This is a genomic window from Phaeobacter sp. JH20_34, assembly GCF_048056095.1.
GTDB classification, from domain to species: domain Bacteria; phylum Pseudomonadota; class Alphaproteobacteria; order Rhodobacterales; family Rhodobacteraceae; genus Phaeobacter; species Phaeobacter bryozoorum.
In genome coordinates, this window is record NZ_JAYMWT010000021.1 from 344244 (window position 1) to 360296 (window position 16053).

Consider the following 16053-nt stretch of genomic DNA (forward strand, 5'->3'; position numbering starts at 1 on the left):
CCGGTCGCGAAATCAGGCCACAGGGAGCATCAGACGCCTGAAGGCCGCGCGCAGGTCGCGCCGCCGCGGAACAGCCGCTTAAATCGGCTTGACGGTGTCTTTGTCTTCCATACCCGGCTGGTAAAAGAAATGGCGCGCGCGCCCGGCGTTTTTCGCCGCATAGAGCGCCACATCGGCCTGATTGAGCAGCGTCGCGGCATCCAGCCCGGCAGAAAACATCGTAGAAAGCGCGGTGCCTGCGCTTGCCGAGATCTTGCAGGTCTTGTCGCCAAAAGGGATCGGCTCTTCAATGCTGGCGATCAGACGGCGCGCGATGCCCGATAATTGGATCCGGTCAATAAGCCCCTCGAAGATCAGAACAAACTCATCCCCGCCGACCCGGGCAACGGTGTCGTTCTGGCGGGTACATTGCACCATAAGCTTTGCCACCCGCTGTAGCACGGTATCGCCGGCGGCGTGACCAAGCGTGTCGTTGACCTCTTTGAAGAAATCCAGATCCACATGCATCAACGAGAAATCCCGGCCCGAGGCGATCAGCCGGTTGAGGATATGATCCATCGCGCGGCGGTTCTTCACCCCGGTCAGCGTATCAGTGAAGGCCTGTTCCTCGGCGGCGATTTTTGCCCCCTGCAGGCGCAGGTTCAGCTGGCGTGACGCCTCCATCGCGGCCGATTTGGCTTCAACCAGATAGAGCATCTCGATGGTCAGATCGGTGGGGGAGAAATCGGCGCTGGTCAGGTCATAATCACGCACGGCCTCAAGCACGGAAATACCAAAAGACAGGTTGATGAACCCACCCTTCCCCTCTGGAAACGGTGCCAGAACCCCCTTCAGGCCGGTCTGCGGCGCATCGCGGAAATTCAGGTGCAGTTTGGCCCCCGCCGTCTTCATCAGATCCTCGGTCGAGCGCACCCGGCGCGGCCGCGCCAGATCAAAGATCCGAAAGAACCTGCTGCCCAGCCATTCCGTATCCGGGCGCAGCTTTCGCAGCGTCGGTCCGACCCCGGTAATCCGACCGTCATGGTTAATGACCACATGCATCGGGCAGATTTCATTGGCGATGGAGGAGATTTCCTGCATGCTCAGCATCATAGCGAATGGGCCCCAAGATCGAAGGCCCGGCCTTCGGCAAATTCGGTTTCGACCAATGTGATCGATATCACCTCGGCATTGTCCTGCGTGCCGGAGTGGTCAAGGAAGACCAGATCGCCGTAGTCATCCGCCATCGCCCGAAGCACGCCCATCAAAACATGGGCATAGCCCGGCAGACCCGGCTGGCAATGCAGTTCGAATTGCCCCGGTGCCTGTTCGATCAGTTCCAGTCCGGGCAGGTTCAGATCAGATACCGCAAGCCGCGCACGATCCGGCAGATCGTCCAGAGAATGCAGGAATTCCACATAGTTAACCCCGCCAAACCGCAGCAATCTGCGCAGCGATTCCAGCTGCGGGTTCGACACCAGAAACGTGCCCATATCCTCAAGCATTTCAGGCAGCGGACGCCTCAGTAGCTCTTCGGCGGTGCGCAGCATGGTCTGGGATTGTTCATCCGTGTAGGTGAGCATGGCTTCGAACTCGCTGAAGCCGAGCTCTGCCGAATCCATAATCGCCTGCCAGCTCTCCGTTCCGAAGGTGGTGCTGACAAACGCCTGGAATGCCCTGTTGATCAGACCGTGCATCACTGGCCCCTTGCTACATGTCTCTACTTTTGGCCCAGCCTGGTTAATAAAGGGCCAACAATTAAAATTGCTACGGTTTTCCCTCAACCGTCGATCAGGGGGTTATCAGAACCTCCAAATCGCCCAATTTCAACGTATTTTGCCGCGCGGGCGAGATTTCGAAACGACCCGCCTGCGCCGCCGCCAGCAGGGCCTCGACCTGCGCTATGGTCTGCTCTGTCCGCGCCGCCTCTCCAAGCAGAACGCTGCCCAGCATCTCGGCCCCATCCGGGCCAAACCGCAGGGCCAGACTCTCAAGCTGGGCACCGTTGCGGCCCTCTCTGAACAACAGCAGCGCCTGATCATCGGCCGCATCAGCACTCACCCCGAGTGGCCCGCGAACCAGCACACATCCGGCGGCGCCATCCGGCAACAGCTGTTTGCAGCCCCGGATCCAGCGGACCAGCTGATAACGTCTCAGCCCCCTGAAATCCTCAGGGGTCGGCGCCGCTCCGGCTGGCTGCACCGGCATCACCTCCAGCAGGTCCCGGCGCAGATCATCGGTGACATCCTGCACATCCGCCGCCAGTTCCCAATAGGTCGCGGCACTGCGCGCCTCTTGCAGCCGGGTCGTCAGATCCGTGTTGCCCGAGGCCTCGGCATAGGCCGCCAGCTGCTCCAGCCCGTCGCGCCCGGCCGTCCCCCACCGATGCGCCATCTGCCACAGGGGCAATTCCGCCGCATCGGCCTCGCCCGCCAGCACCCGCGCCACCTGGCTCTTGGCGGCAATGCGCCCGGCATCCACAACCGGTGTCAGGATCAGGGCCAAGGCGGCCGCGGTCACCAGCGCAAGGCCAACAGCCGCCCGGCGCAGCCGACCGGGCCACCCTGACCCGCCAAAGACGGCACAGCCGGCATAGGCCAGCCCATGCAGCAGCAAGACCGCCGCGAACCACAGCGCATAGACCCGATCCGGGGTCCAGCCATATTGCCGCACGCGCATCAGCACCGCCCAGACGGCAAGCCCGGTCACCAGCATCAGCGCACCCGCCAGCAGGCGCGCGGCAGCCCCGTTGACCCCGCTCGGGTGCTGTTGCCAGGTCAGCGCCACGCAGACCAGCATCATCATCACAAGAGCCATCGCCATCAGGGTTCCCGCCGACGACAGCTGGCCAAAGGCGCTGGACAACCCCTGCACAGGGATAGCGGCCAGGAACAGGCCGACCACCAGCGCCACCGGAATCAACAGCAGGCTGAGCAGCCGGAACAGCAGCTGAGGCGCACCGCTGCCACCCAGATCCTGCACCACCGCCAGCCCCAGCCCAAAGACAGCGCCGCTCAGCATCAGCGCCAGCCAGTCGATCTCGGCGATATCCTCCAGCAGGGTGATGTTCACCAGATCAAGAAGCGCATGGGACAGGAATCCCAGGATCCAGAACACCAGAACAAACCCGGCGCCACAGGACAGGCGGAACAGCATCCCCCAGCTGGCCGACGACAGATCAGCAAAACGCATCCAGCGCCCCGGATGCGACATCCGCAACAGAACAAAGGGGCAGGCGATCGCCACCAGCACCACGGCCACCAGGACCAGAACTTCGTTGTCAAAGAGACCTGTTGCGACCTCGTACCGCGTTCCCGCCAGCAGCATCAGACCCGTGATCGGCAGCGCGATCCACAGCGCCCCCCGCAGCGCCCGCGCCAGCGATACCGGGCCAATCATCGCAAGCGCCGCACCGCAAAAGCTGGAGAGAAACGCAAATACCGCCAGGAACCCGGCCTCCGGCAGGACCGTCTGATCCCAGGACCGCGCCAGCAGCCAGAAGGCAAACCCGCTGCCAGCCCCCAACGCCACCATCGGCAAGCGGGCCCGTAGCAAGGTCGCGGTATCCGGATCAGTCATGGTTGCGATTCTCTCGTTAGACCGTCCTGATTTATACAATCGCATCAATTAATGGCAGAGGTCCGAACAGGCGAAACTTCCCCTCAACCGGGATTAGAAGTCCGTGGGGGCACCTCCCTCGGATTTTCGCCGCGCGACAAACTCCGCCAGCTCCTCGCGCAGAGCGGGATCCAGCGGTGGAGCCTCAAACCGGGCGATGATCTCCTTGAACAGATTATGGGCGCGCTGCGGGGTCCAGATGGCGCCGGCCGCCTCCCAGGCCTCGTAATTGCGCCAGTCGCTCAGATAGGGCTGGTAAAACGCGGTGCTATAGCGGTCCTGCGTGTGCTGGATGCCAAAGAAATGGCCGTCGTTCCCGACCTCGCGAATGGCGTCCAACGCGATATCCTCAGGGCCGGTCCCAATGATCTCAGGCTGCATATAGCGCTGTATCTGCTGGAGAATTTCGCAATCCATGATGAATTTCTCGGGGCTGGCGATCAGCCCGCCTTCCAGCCAGCCCGCCGCGTGATAGACCATATTGGTGCCGGACTGCACCGCCGCCCAGAGCGAATTGGAGGTCTCCCACATCGCCTGCCCATCAGGCACATTCGCCGCGCAGACACCGGAGGATCGCATCGGCAGCCCATAGTAGCGCGCCATCTGCCCGGTCATCTGGGTCGAGCGCATATATTCCGGCGTGCCAAAGGCCGGGGCGCCGGACTTCATATCCACATTGGAGGTAAAGGTGCCGATCACGCAGGGCGTCCCCGGGCGCACATATTGAAACAGGGCAATGGCCGACAGCGCCTCCGCGATGGATTGCGCAACTGCACCGGCCATGGTCACCGGCGCCATCGCCCCCGCCAGGGTAAAGGGCGTCACGACAATCGCCTGACCACGGCGCGCCAGCCGCAGACAGCCGTCGATCATCGGCTGATCATGTTTCAGCGGCGAGGTGGAGTTGATGTTGGTATACATATGCGGACGGGCCTCGAACTCCTCATGAGTAAGCCCTGCGGCGATGCGCACCATCTCCATCACATCCTCGACCCGCTCCTTGCCCAGCGAATAGGCGTGCATCGCCTTGTCGGTCAGCGTCAGCTTGTCATAAACCACGTCCAGATGCCGCACCGAGGCATGGATATCCACGGGTTCCACCGGGTAGCCACCGGCAAAATGAATGCAGTTGAAATACTGGGTCAGCTTCAGCAGGTTCTGGCACTGCTCGCGGGTGCCTGCCACCTTCGCATTGAGCGACATGTCCCAGTAGTTCGGTGGCGAGGAGACATTGCCGAACAGCAGGTGATTGCCGCCCACCGGCAGGCTATGGTTCGGGTTGCGCGGGGTGATGGTGAACTCAGATGGTGCCTTGGCGATCATCTCCATCACGAACTCACGATCCAGATGCACGCGGTCGCCGACCACCTTGCAACCCGCTTCCCTGAAGATCGCAAGCGCCTCATCGTTGAGGAACACGATGCCGATCTCTTCCAGGATCCGCATCGCGCCATCATGGATCGCCGCAACCCCCTCAGGCCCCAGCGGTTCCACCGGGCGGTCGATGTTGCGCGGAATCGACCAGGGCATCTGTTCGATCACCGCATCGCCGCGCCGGGCAGCTGCCCCCGCGCGCCCACCACCGCGCCGTCTGGATCTGGTCTCGGATGTCATGGCGGCCCTCCCCTGCTGTCATCCAGCCGCAGCAGACACATTGAGATGCGCCCGACCGCCGGCTCATGTCTCTCAGCAGGCCCTGTTCACACCGGGCAGGAATGCCTGTTCCCGACAGGTTTTGTCGCTTTTCAGCGCCAAACCGTCTCAGAACACATAATTCTGGGCATATGTGTCCAGTCCGTCAAACCCTGACCGCCGGTCAGCGGTCCAGCCAGGCCGGGATATGGCCAATATCCGGCAGGACCACATCGGCATGCGCTTCCAGCTCCGCCGCCCCGGCAAGGCCGGTCAGAACCGCGATCCGTCGCATCCCCGCCGCCGCACCGGCCTCCAGATCGTGCAGGCTGTCGCCCACCATCGCCGTCCGCTCAGGTGCGATCCCGGTGGCGGCGCAGAAGGCCAGCAGCGGATCGGCATCCGGCTTTGCGCCATGGCCGCTGTCGAACCCCGCCACAAAGGCAAAGCGATCCAGCACACCGACGCGGCTCAGCTGCGATTTGGCCGAGAGTTCCGCATCATTGGTCATCACCCCAAGCACCTTGCCCCGCGCCAGCAGATCATCAAGGAAGGCCGCCAGAGGCACCGCCTCTGCAAGCTCTGCCGCCCCGGCGCTTTCAGCCATGTAACGCTCCAGCGCATCCAGATCCATCGTCGACACATATGGCGCCAGAGCCTCGGCAACCTGTCGATTGGTCGAGGCGATCACCAGACTGCTGGGCAGGATCTTTCCCGTCTCCAGGTCAAAATCTATCGCCGCCGCCATCGCCTGCAACCGCTCGGCATCGCCGTCCGACAGCAGCTCCAGCATCCGCCGGGTCCAGCGGTTCCAGGTCTCGGCAAAGTCGAACAGGGTTCCGTCCTTGTCGAACAACAGGGCATCAACGGGCATGGGCTCTCCTAGATCAAAGCTCTGTTTCATCCCGCGCCCTGACATCAGCGCAACGGGTCAGACGCGGAACGGTTGCCCGCAGGCTGCCGGAGACGTCGCCCGAGTCATAGGCGATTGCCACGCCCCACACCAGAGCGCGGCAGCACCGCCCAGATCGCCTGGTTCAGAGAGGGTTAATCAAATCGGTTAACACCGCGCCCACCGGCTGCGCACGTCAGCGTCACATTCCCGCCATCACAGCCATTGCAGACCTGCCGTCCCGGCTGGGAGTCGTGGCTGGGCGTCGCTGCCGCGTGGCTCAGGTCCAATGCACCTGCGAACCGCCGGGCAACGCCATCCGCGCCTGCATCGGTTGATCATAGGCCAGCCCGACACTGTCGCAGAACTGTATGACCCAGGCGTCATCCATGGTCAGAAAATCAAGGACGGACCCCAGAAACTCGGGATTTGCGGCCTGATCGCGCAGATCCGCCTCGCTCGCTCCGGTTGCGCCCAGAAAAACCGGCAGCAACTCATCATTGCCCGCCAGCCAGGCAAGCGCTTTTAAGCCCAAAGTCTCGGCTGCATCGGCGGAAAATAGCATATGGGCACACATTCCTGACACTTCGCTGTCAAATTGATGAAAATACGAAAGGGTTTGTTAACCAGTCTCATTAAAACTTGAGTCAATTCCAATGCAAGGGGCGAAAGGGCACCACGTGCAGGGCACTATCCTCATCATCGACGGGGTTGCGACCAACCGGATCATGCTAAAGGTCCAGCTGTCCGCCGCCTATTACCGGGTGGTTCAGGCCGAAACGGTCGCCGATATTGCCAAGACCGCCAGACGCTGCCGCCCCGACCTGATCCTCAGCGCGATGTCGCTGCCCGATGGCGAGGCGATGGATGTGAAACAGGCGCTGGCCGCAGATGACCAGCTTGCCGAAATCCCGATGATCGCCATTGATCGCGACAGCGACGCCGACCGCCGTCTGGCCGCTCTCAGCGCCGGCATCGACGACGTGCTGTGCCAGCCGCTCGACGACACCATGCTTCAGGCCCGCATCCGCAGCCTGCTGCGCGCCAGCAGCACCCAGGAAGAGCTGCATCTGCAACAGGGCGGCTCGCATGGCTATGCCCTTCCCCTGTCCAGCCCGCATATCAGCGCCGGTCTGAGCGGCGCCCATGTCGCGCTGGTCACCGAACAGACCGCCACTGCGGTCTACTGGCAGGCGCAGCTCGCGCCGCGGGTTCCCTACCACCTGTGCAACCACCAGTTCAGCGCCGTGCATCCGCTGATGCGCGAACCGGTGCCGGATGCCATCGTGATCGAACTCGGCCGCAATACGCTGGCGCAGGGCCTGCGCCTGCTGGCCGACCTGCGCGCCCGCGCCGCCACCCGGAAATCCGTCGTCATCGCTGTCGTCCACCCCGCCGATCCCGCCATCGCCGCAGAAGCTCTGGACCGGGGCGCTCATGATGTGCTCCAGTCCGGGTTCGATGTCGCCGAACTGGCGCTGCGACTGGATAGCCAGCTGCGCAACAAGGCGCGGATCGACCAGCTGCGCGACAATCTGCGCAACGGGCTGCGCGCCGCCGTCGAAGACCCGATGACCGGCCTCTTCAACCGCCGCTATGCCAAGCCATTTCTGGAGCGCGTCGCGCAGACATCGGCCAAGACCGGCGAGACATTTGCCGTCATGCTGGCCGATCTGGACCACTTCAAGCAGATCAATGATCTCTACGGCCACCCGGTCGGTGACGCCGTGCTGATCGAAGCGGCCAAGCGCCTGCAGACCGCGCTGCGCCCAGTGGACCTGCTGGCCCGCATCGGCGGCGAGGAATTCATGATCGTGATGCCCGCGATCGGCGAGGCCATGGCCGAGGCCGCCGCCAGCGATCTCTGTAACCGGATCAACAGCAAGCCGTTTCACATCGCCGGTGTCGAGACACCGATCTATGTGACCATCAGCATCGGTGCGGTGATCGGCGGGCGATCGACCCCGGCAGATCAGCACAGCCGCACCGCGCTGTCGCCTCAGGATCAGGACAGCGCCGTCAGCGCCCTGATCACCAATGCCGACCGGGCGCTTTACGCGGCCAAACATGCCGGACGCAATCAGGTCTCGCTCGCGGAGCTTGCCGCCTGACGCAGTCCACCGCAGCTCCGGGACTACTTACGGGGCAAACGGCTCAGAGATATCCGCGCGGACCATGGCGCGGCGCAGGACACAGACCACGACCACCAGACACGGGACAGTGTTATGGGCGCCAGCGGCCACAGACCGGGACAACCCGGCAGGCCACTGGCACAGACGCAGGCAGGACCGGCCGAGCAGCCAAAGGGTCCAGAAACATGAAACGGGGCAGCGATCCTCTCACTGCCCCGTTTGGTATGGTTGCAATTCGACGAGGTGCTATATCCCGATCATTCGCACCTCATGCCTGTTAGCCTGCGCAGAAATGGCTCAATGCGGCCACCGGCGCCGACGCGGATGTTTGATCCGCTGTTCCAGATTGTCGGCATAGGCCGCCCGTTCGAGCGGGCTCATCGCCACCACCTGATCCAGCCAGGCCGCCTGCACCGAGCGCTGGAACCCATGCCGCCGCTCGGCGTGTTCATCCAGCATTCCGCTCAGCGCCTCGGCATCAAAGGGGTCGGCCCGCAGCAGATCCACCACCTTGCGCCCCTCGGCCTGACGCCGTCCCTGATAGCTGCCGTGCTCGCCTTCTGCCGCTTTGCGCAGGCTACGGCGGGTCTCGACCTCCAGATCCCGGAACAATATCGCGCCCACCGGCGGTGGCATCCCGGCAGCGGCCCTGCCGCCCGCAAACCGCCAGGCGGCCCCGCCCACAATGCCGACAATCACCAGGTTCAGCGCCAGAGAGGCAATCAGAAGCCAGCGCATCCAGCGACGCCGCTCAGGTCTGGGGGGTTCGTTGGTCATTCCATCTCCTCGCTCAGCACCATCGCCAGGTCGTAACTGTCATCCGGCAACGCATCCTCACTCATCTCCAGCCCGGCAAGGCTCACCGGGTCGGGCAGGAACGACGGCGGCGCCAGCCCGATCCACAGCCCCGCCGCGCCCGCCACGCTAAGGCCTCCTAGGGCAGGCCATCCGCCCAGCCCGGCCAGCAGATCCCGCAGCCCGGCAAAAATCCGGTCGCGCATATCAGCGGGCTCAGCCGCCAGATCCCCCACAGGCACGCTGCGCTGCAGGATCGCCGCCTGCATCGCCTGTGCATCGCTCAGGATCGCGCGCTCCAATGCCGGGGGCAGCGCCATCGGGGCGGCGGTTCGCGCCTCGGCAAACAGATCGTCCAGCACCAGCTCCGCAGCTTCCAGCGCCGCCGGATCCAGCTCATGCAGCGCATCATCGCCCATATCCGCGGGCGCAGTTTTTCCAGTTTTATCAACCATCACTATACCCCAGTTCGGCCCGCCGCCCGGCAAGAAGAGCCGCCAGCGCCCGCTTGCCCCGCGCGGTCAGACTTTCGACCGCCTCGACGCTGATGTCCATGATCCCGGCAATTTCCGGGTTCGGCAGATCCTCAATGTGGCGCAGCACCACCGCCTGCCGCTGACGCTCCGGCAGCTGCATCAAAGCCGCCTGCAAAGCATCCTGCCGCGCGCCATCCTGCATCTTCTCTGCGGCGGATTTCGACGGATCGGACGGATCGGGTATCGCATCCAGATCCACATGCCCCCCGCGCAGGCGGCGCTTGTGATCGATACAGAGGTTCATCACCACACGGTAGAGCCAGGTCGACAGCCGCGCCCGTCCGGGTTCCCAATGTTCCGCCTGTCGCCACAGACGCACCATTGCCTCCTGGGCGATATCCTCGGCCTCGGCCCGGTTGCCCAGAACCCGCATCGCGACCCCTAAGGCCCGAGGCGCCAGCCGCGAGGTCAGCAAACCCGCCGCATCGCGGTCGCCCGCCGCAAATCGGATCAGCAAGGCGCCATCGGGATCATCCAACACAGGACCATCCACAGCGCCCGCATCAGCCGCCGCTTTGACGTCAGGCGGTGACATCAGCGGGCCCTCATCACGGGCCCGCTGCAGGGTATCGGCAGAATTATGCACCTGTCGTATCGGATCAGTTCTGTTCCGTCCCGCTGTCCTGCGCCCCGGCGCGTGGTCGGTGACCAGCGCCATGGCGGTCACGGAGCTTTGCCCGGGCAGCTTCGAATTCATCCTTGCTGATTGCACCATCGTCATTGGCATCGGCGCGGTCAAACATCTTTCCGATCCGGCGCGGTTTCGGCAACTCATCCAGGCTCAGCGCGCCATCCTTGTTGGCGTCCATCCGCTCCAGCATCGCTGCGGCACGGGTCTTGGCACGGGCCTCGGCAGCCTTTTCCATCTCCGCCAGCGTCAGCTTGCCATCGCCATCCGCATCCGCCGCAGCAAAGCGCGCCTCGCGCAGACCTTCCATCTCGCTCCTGGTGACCTGACCATCACCATTGGTGTCCATCTCCTCAAAGCTCATCCGTGGACCATGCCCGCCCTTGCCCGCAAACCCCGGTTTGGCGATCGCACCGGTGGCCCCAATCAGAGCTCCGACAGCAACAACAGCGGCAATAAAATTGGTATGCTTCATATCTGCGCGTCCTCTTGCAGCAGGCAGCCCCATGCTGCCGATCACAGAAACAAAACGCAGCCCCATCCGGGTTCCGTCGCAAAAACTTCAAAACCGTCGCAGAAAGCTTCAACCGTCCATTGCACTGAAGCACTTGGCAGCGCAGTCTTGCGGCATGCCGACGCACTGTGGCGCACTGCCTCTTTAAACTTATGGGAGAAACGCTCAGATAAGCGGACAAAAGATAGGATTTGTCATGACCGAGTCATCTGTGGCCCTTTCGGCCGATATTCAATCGAACGATCAGGAAGACCGCCCCACCATGCCCGCCGTTCTGCGCGGCTGGCGGTGCAAATGCCCCAACTGCGGCGAAGGCAAGCTGCTGCACTCCTATCTGAAGGTGAACGACAGCTGCTCCAACTGCGGGCTTGATCTTACCCATGCGCGCGCCGATGACGGCCCGGCCTATCTGACCATTCTGCTGGTCGGCCACATCATGGCCCCGCTGCTGCATGTGGTCTATTTCACCTGGCGGCCCGAGCCGATGGTCACCTTCACGGTGTTCTCGCTGGGCTGTTTGCTGTCCTCGCTGTACCTCCTGCCACGGATGAAAGGCATCGTGATCGCCTATCAATGGGCACGCCGGATGCACGGCTTCGGCAAGGACAGCTGATCCCGAAAATCGACAGGAAGACCCAGACATGAGCAAATCGCCCAGCCCGGCCCAGGCAACCATGGACACCGGCTACGCCGATGCCGCCACTGCCCGCCGGGACACAACACCGATCCGCAACGCCGCGACAATTATCGCCGTGCGCGACCGGATGGGCGACGACCCTCAGGTGCTGATGGGGCAGCGCGGGGCAAAGGCCGCCTTCATGCCCAACAAGGTGGTCTTTCCCGGCGGCGCCGTCGATCCGGGCGACGCCGATGTCCCGCTCGCCAGCGCCCTGCCGCCCCTCTGTCGCGAACGGCTGACGGAGCAGGCGCAGGAGGATCTGCATCACGCTCTTGCCGCCGCAGCCATCCGCGAGCTGTGGGAGGAAACCGGCCTCATCCTCGGGCAGCCCGGCAGCTGGCCGACAGCCCCCACCCCCGACTGGGTCGATTTTGCCGCGACCGGTCATCTGCCTGCCGCCGAGGCGCTGCAATTTGTCTTTCGCGCCATCACGCCCCCCGGTCGCCCGCGCCGCTTTGATGCGCGGTTCTTTCTGGTGGATGCGGCGCATGTCAGCAGCGATATCGACGATTTCTCCCGCGCCTCGGATGAGCTGTCGCACCTGCAATGGATCCCGCTCAGCCAGGTGCGCACCTATGATCTGCCCTTCATCACCGAGGTGGTGCTCGCCGAGGTCACCCGCCGCATCCGCCAGGAAGGCCCGCCCGCAAGCGTGCCGTTCTTTCGCAATGATGATGAATCGAGCCATTTTCTGCGGCTGAACGGCTATCCGATGCCGCAGGACGGCTGACCCCCGGCCAGTTGCCTTGCCCGCACGATCGCTCAGATCGCCAGCAGCAGTGCCAGAATGGACAGGATCAGCAAGCCCATGCCCAGGATTTCCCGGCGCGTGATCTGTTCCCTGAAAAACAGCACCGATGCCAGCAGGGACAACAGCAATTCGATCTGTCCCAGCGCCTTTACATAGGCCGCGTTCTGCAGGGTGAAGGCCCAGAACCAGCAGAAGGATCCCGCCATGCTTGTCAGGCCAACCCAGATCGCAACCCGCCGCGCCGCCCAGACCCGCGCGATTTCGCCCGGCTCCCGCCACTTCAGCCAGACCAGCATGAACAGCGTCTGCAGGCTCACCACGATGGCCAGCGTGACCCCGGCACGAAACGCAGGCGCCAGCGCGTCAAGCTCAAGCGAGGCGGCGCGGTAGCTCACCGCGGAAAAGGCAAACAGCACCCCCGATCCCAGCCCCAACAGCGACGCCGGGCTGGACAGATGCCGCCACCACGGCCCCTTGCTTTCGGGCGTCTTCGACAGCACCAGCACCGCGCAGAGGCCGATGACAATGGCCAGCCAGCCCAGCGGCGTGATCTGATCGCCCAGCACCACCAGCCCCACCAGCGCGGTCTGAATCACCTCGGTTTTCTTGAAGGTGATGCCCACGGCAAAATTGCGCTGGCGAAACAGCGCCACCACGCAGACGGTCGCAAGGATCTGCGCCGTCCCGCCAATGGTGGCAAATACCCAGAACCGCCCGGTCAGCGCGGGCATCCCCTGCCCCGATATCGCCAGATAGGCCAACAGCCCGGCCCAGATCACCGGCGCCGAATAGACAAACCGGGCAAAGGTCGCGCCGGCCGACGACAGCGTGACGCTGCTCAGCACTTTTTGCAGCATGAAGCGAACCGTCTGGAAACTGGCCGCGGCGATAGCGATGGGGATCCACAATGTCATACCGCCCTTATGGGGCGCTATCGGCGCTCTGACCAGATCGGATGTGCCACTGGATCCTTTGCGCGCAGCGCATATCGGCGCAGGACCGCGCCATAAGACGGGTAGGCATAGCCTTCGTTGCGCCTGAGAAATTCCGCGCGCCGACTTCGGTACAGCTTCGGCAACGCGTACCAGGGCACCCCCGGATGGCTATGGTGCACCACATGCAGGTTGTTGTTCAGAAACAGAAACCCCAGAACACCGCCCCGCTCGATGATCACCGTGCGCGCCGCCGGGCTGACATGGGCGCGATGCTCCAGAAAGGTGCGGATCTTCAGGATCGCAAGCCCCAGATAGGCCGCCAGCAGATAGGCCCATAGCGGCAGCGCGCTCTGTCCCACCAGCCACAACGTCAGCCCAGCCCCCAAGATATGCAGCAGCCAGTCGCGCAGCACTGCAATGCTCCCGCCCCGGATCAGCCGCCAGTCCGCCACCATAAAACGGATCTGCCCCAGCAGCGGCCCCAGCAGCACCCGCCCCAGAAGCGTGTTGTTCACCCGCAGCAGCAGCCGCGCCGACAGCCCCAGCCGCCGCCAGCGCGCCGGATCCAGGTAATTGCTTTCGGGATCATCATAAGGATCGGTCAGCCGCTCATCCCGGTGATGCGCCAGATGGGTGTCGCGAAACCGGCCATAAGGAATGGCAAGGTTCAGTGGCAGCGCCATCAGCGCCTCGTTCAGCGCCCTCAGGCGGAACGGATGCCCATGCAGCGCCTCATGACAAAGCGAGGAATGCAACGTGATCAGACAGGCCAGAACCGGCACCGCCAGCCAGACCGATAGAGGTGGCAGCCAGATCAGTGCCGCGCCCCAGACCGCGTAACAGCCGAGCATCAGCCCCAGCGTGCCCCATTCGACCCGCCCCGGATTGAGCACGAAACGGTCTAGGCCAACGCTGCGAGCGGTATGCGGATCAGACATGCCGCCGCCCCCAGCCCACGCCTGCCCAGACCCGTTCATAGATCACATAGCACAGGAACCCGACGCAGCTGTTCAGGATCGCAAGCCTGCCGCCCAGCCCGGCAGATCCGGTCACCAGCCAGCCAACGCCTGCCATCATTATCAGGCCAAGCAGGTTCCAGATCACCGCCTTCGCCACGGATCGCGCCCGCGTTTCCATCCGCATCCTCCTGTTTTTTCGGCTCCCCTCAGGCCTACCCCGGCGCGACACGATGCAGAATTCGGAATATGATTAACAAAATTCAGCAACAGTGATAATAATCACCACATGATTGAAATTCTGGACAAACGGCTACGCGCCGAACAGTTCCGCCTGCGTCTCAACCGCGCGCTCAGCGACAGCGGCCTCAGCCAGAGCGCGCTGGCCCGCGCCATCGGCGTCGACCGCTCCACCATCTCGCAACTGCTGACCGACGCCGGCGCGCGGCTGCCGAACGCCCATGTGGTCGGCGCCTGCGCCGCGGCCCTCGGCGTCTCTGCTGACTGGCTCCTCAGCCTTTCGGACCGCCCGGAGAACGCCGCCGATCTGGTGGCCGCCAGCCTGACGATGACCGAGGCCCCCCGCGCTCTGGTGGATGAACGTATCTTTGAATGGCACCAGGAGGCACAGGGCTACAAGATCCGCCATGTACCCGCCGCCCTGCCCGACATGCTGAAAACCCGCGCCCTGCTGGAATGGGAATATGCCCCGCATCTGGGCCGCACCGCCGATCAGGCCATCGGCGCGTCGGAGGATCGTCTGACATGGATGCGCCAATCAGCCTCCGATTATGAAATCGCCATGCCCATCTATGAGCTGGAGAGCTTTGCTCAGGGCGTCGGCTACTATGAGGGGCTGTCGGCAGAGATCCGGCGGGAGCAGCTTACCCACTTTGAACGCCTCTGTGAGCAGCTCTACCCCCGCCTGCGCATCTATCTCTTTGATGCCAAGCGGCTTTATTCCTCACCGATCACCATCTTCGGCCCGCTCCTAGGGGTGTTCTATGCCGGCTCGCATTATCTGGCCTTCCGCGACAAGGAGCGGATTGCCACCTTCACCAGCCATTTCGACAATCTGGTGCGCGAGGCCGATATCACCGCCCGGCAGCTGCCGGGACGGCTCAGAGCGCTCAGCGCCGCGATCGGCAGCGGTTCCACCTAACACCGAGGGCTGCGCCTGCCTTGCAGCCGGGCAGAACATTTCACCGTTGGGCAAGCGTTTCCGCCCGCCACTCCACCGTCACAGCTTCGGGTCCGGATTCTCCGTGTGGCCATCAACCGCAATCACCTGCCCCGATACCAGCCGCGCCGCGTCCGACCCCAGAAAAACCGCCATATTGGCAATGTCGCTGGCCTCGACAAACCGTCCCATCGAGGTGCCGGAGGCATAACCCGCATAGACCTCATCCCGGGTCATGCCCTTGGCCGCCGCCTCGCGCTCCAGCACGCCCTCCATCCGCGGGCCTTCCACCGCTCCGGGACAGATTACATTGGCGCGGATGCCAAAGGGGCCAAGCTCCATCGCCAGCGTCTTCATCAGGCCGATGACCGCCCATTTGGCCGAACAATAAGGTGCCCGGTTCGGATAACCGTACTGCCCGGCAGTTGAGGATGTCACGATGATCGACCCGGCCTTTGCCGCCTTCATCAAAGGTGCGGCGTATTTCGCCGCCAGAAAGCAGCCCTCCAGATTGACGCTCACGCATTTGCGCCAGTCCTCCAGCGCAATGTCTTCGATCAATGCGGTCGGCCCGGCGATCCCTGCATTGGCACAGAGCACATCGAGCCCGCCCCAGGCGTCAGCGATTTCGGCAAACAGCGCCTTGACGCCCGCCTCATCGGTGGCATCCACTGCCGTCGCCCTCCAGCCCTCCGGCACGTCTGCCAGTGCGACGGCGCTCACATCCGTGACCCAGACCTGATGCCCGGCGGCGGCAAAGCCCTCGGCCATGGCGCGGCCAATTCCTGACCCGCCGGCGGTGATCAGAACCCGGCTCATGCCCTCG

Annotated in this window: 18 protein-coding genes; 4 read left to right on the plus strand and 14 right to left on the minus strand. The window is 63.7% G+C overall.

Annotated features, from left to right (window positions below; genetic code table 11):
• Positions 1-78: 78 nt before the first annotated feature.
• The 6 genes from VWZ81_RS16245 to VWZ81_RS16270 all read right to left on the minus strand — a co-directional run bounded on the left by VWZ81_RS16245 (position 79) and on the right by VWZ81_RS16270 (position 6686).
• On the minus strand, positions 79-1089 hold the full coding sequence (locus VWZ81_RS16245; protein ID WP_416534817.1) for a diguanylate cyclase domain-containing protein: 1011 nt from the start codon (positions 1087-1089) through the stop codon (positions 79-81).
• On the minus strand, positions 1089-1676 hold the full coding sequence (locus VWZ81_RS16250) for a heme NO-binding domain-containing protein (RefSeq protein WP_416534793.1): 588 nt from the start codon (positions 1674-1676) through the stop codon (positions 1089-1091). The genes VWZ81_RS16245 and VWZ81_RS16250 overlap by 1 nt, the downstream gene beginning before the upstream one ends.
• Before the next feature lie 94 nt (positions 1677-1770).
• Complete coding sequence (locus VWZ81_RS16255; RefSeq protein ID WP_416543092.1) at positions 1771-3558, minus strand: DUF4153 domain-containing protein; 1788 nt, start codon at positions 3556-3558, stop codon at positions 1771-1773.
• A gap of 93 nt (positions 3559-3651) precedes the next feature.
• On the minus strand, positions 3652-5211 hold the full coding sequence (locus VWZ81_RS16260; protein WP_416534791.1) for a trimethylamine methyltransferase family protein: 1560 nt from the start codon (positions 5209-5211) through the stop codon (positions 3652-3654).
• A gap of 202 nt (positions 5212-5413) precedes the next feature.
• Complete coding sequence (locus tag VWZ81_RS16265; protein WP_416539306.1) at positions 5414-6103, minus strand: HAD family hydrolase; 690 nt, start codon at positions 6101-6103, stop codon at positions 5414-5416.
• A 298-nt stretch (positions 6104-6401) separates the two neighbouring features.
• On the minus strand, positions 6402-6686 hold the full coding sequence (locus tag VWZ81_RS16270) for a DUF3572 domain-containing protein (protein ID WP_416543093.1): 285 nt from the start codon (positions 6684-6686) through the stop codon (positions 6402-6404).
• A gap of 115 nt (positions 6687-6801) precedes the next feature.
• On the opposite strand from VWZ81_RS16270, the gene VWZ81_RS16275 reads away from it, so the two are divergent.
• The gene (locus VWZ81_RS16275; RefSeq protein ID WP_340544937.1) at positions 6802-8232 is read left to right on the plus strand and encodes a diguanylate cyclase domain-containing protein; all 1431 of its coding nucleotides are present in this window, start codon (positions 6802-6804) and stop codon (positions 8230-8232) included.
• 318 nt (positions 8233-8550) lie between these two features.
• Here the strand turns inward: VWZ81_RS16275 and VWZ81_RS16280 are convergent, their stop codons facing one another.
• From VWZ81_RS16280 to VWZ81_RS16295, 4 genes are all read right to left on the minus strand, one after another.
• Positions 8551-9030: a periplasmic heavy metal sensor gene (locus tag VWZ81_RS16280; protein WP_416534788.1), complete on the minus strand. Its 480-nt coding sequence runs from the start codon at positions 9028-9030 to the stop codon at positions 8551-8553.
• Positions 9027-9503, minus strand: coding sequence for a hypothetical protein (locus tag VWZ81_RS16285; RefSeq protein WP_416543094.1), 477 nt, complete (start codon positions 9501-9503; stop codon positions 9027-9029). Before VWZ81_RS16285 ends, VWZ81_RS16280 begins: the two co-directional genes overlap by 4 nt.
• Positions 9496-10119 carry an RNA polymerase sigma factor gene (locus VWZ81_RS16290; RefSeq protein WP_416543095.1) on the minus strand — a complete coding sequence of 208 codons (624 nt, stop codon included), beginning with the start codon at positions 10117-10119 and terminating at the stop codon, positions 9496-9498. Before VWZ81_RS16290 ends, VWZ81_RS16285 begins: the two co-directional genes overlap by 8 nt.
• A gap of 64 nt (positions 10120-10183) precedes the next feature.
• Positions 10184-10687, minus strand: coding sequence for an EF-hand domain-containing protein (locus tag VWZ81_RS16295; RefSeq protein ID WP_416543096.1), 504 nt, complete (start codon positions 10685-10687; stop codon positions 10184-10186).
• Positions 10688-10922: 235 nt separating this feature from the next.
• Here VWZ81_RS16295 and VWZ81_RS16300 point away from each other — a divergent pair, with 235 nt between their 5' ends.
• Together VWZ81_RS16300 and VWZ81_RS16305 are read left to right on the plus strand one after the other, a co-directional pair.
• Positions 10923-11339, plus strand: a complete 417-nt coding sequence (locus VWZ81_RS16300) for a DUF983 domain-containing protein (RefSeq protein ID WP_416543097.1) — start codon at positions 10923-10925, stop codon at positions 11337-11339.
• Between the two features lie 28 nt (positions 11340-11367).
• Positions 11368-12135 carry an NUDIX hydrolase gene (locus VWZ81_RS16305; protein WP_416534784.1) on the plus strand — a complete coding sequence of 256 codons (768 nt, stop codon included), beginning with the start codon at positions 11368-11370 and terminating at the stop codon, positions 12133-12135.
• Positions 12136-12167: 32 nt separating this feature from the next.
• Here the strand turns inward: VWZ81_RS16305 and VWZ81_RS16310 are convergent, their stop codons facing one another.
• Genes VWZ81_RS16310 through VWZ81_RS16320 form a run of 3 tightly spaced genes read right to left on the minus strand, consistent with a single transcriptional unit; the run spans position 12168 to position 14228 of the window.
• Entirely contained in the window at positions 12168-13070 is a 903-nt protein-coding gene (locus VWZ81_RS16310; protein ID WP_340544924.1) for a DMT family transporter, read from the minus strand.
• A gap of 17 nt (positions 13071-13087) precedes the next feature.
• Entirely contained in the window at positions 13088-14029 is a 942-nt protein-coding gene (locus VWZ81_RS16315; RefSeq protein WP_416543098.1) for a fatty acid desaturase, read from the minus strand.
• Positions 14022-14228, minus strand: a complete 207-nt coding sequence (locus VWZ81_RS16320; RefSeq protein ID WP_340544921.1) for a DUF2061 domain-containing protein — start codon at positions 14226-14228, stop codon at positions 14022-14024. The genes VWZ81_RS16315 and VWZ81_RS16320 overlap by 8 nt, the downstream gene beginning before the upstream one ends.
• A 108-nt stretch (positions 14229-14336) precedes the next feature.
• Here VWZ81_RS16320 and VWZ81_RS16325 point away from each other — a divergent pair, with 108 nt between their 5' ends.
• Complete coding sequence (locus VWZ81_RS16325) at positions 14337-15209, plus strand: helix-turn-helix domain-containing protein (RefSeq protein WP_416543099.1); 873 nt, start codon at positions 14337-14339, stop codon at positions 15207-15209.
• A gap of 78 nt (positions 15210-15287) precedes the next feature.
• Here the strand turns inward: VWZ81_RS16325 and VWZ81_RS16330 are convergent, their stop codons facing one another.
• Complete coding sequence (locus tag VWZ81_RS16330; protein ID WP_340544918.1) at positions 15288-16046, minus strand: SDR family oxidoreductase; 759 nt, start codon at positions 16044-16046, stop codon at positions 15288-15290.
• Positions 16047-16053: the final 7 nt, after the last annotated feature.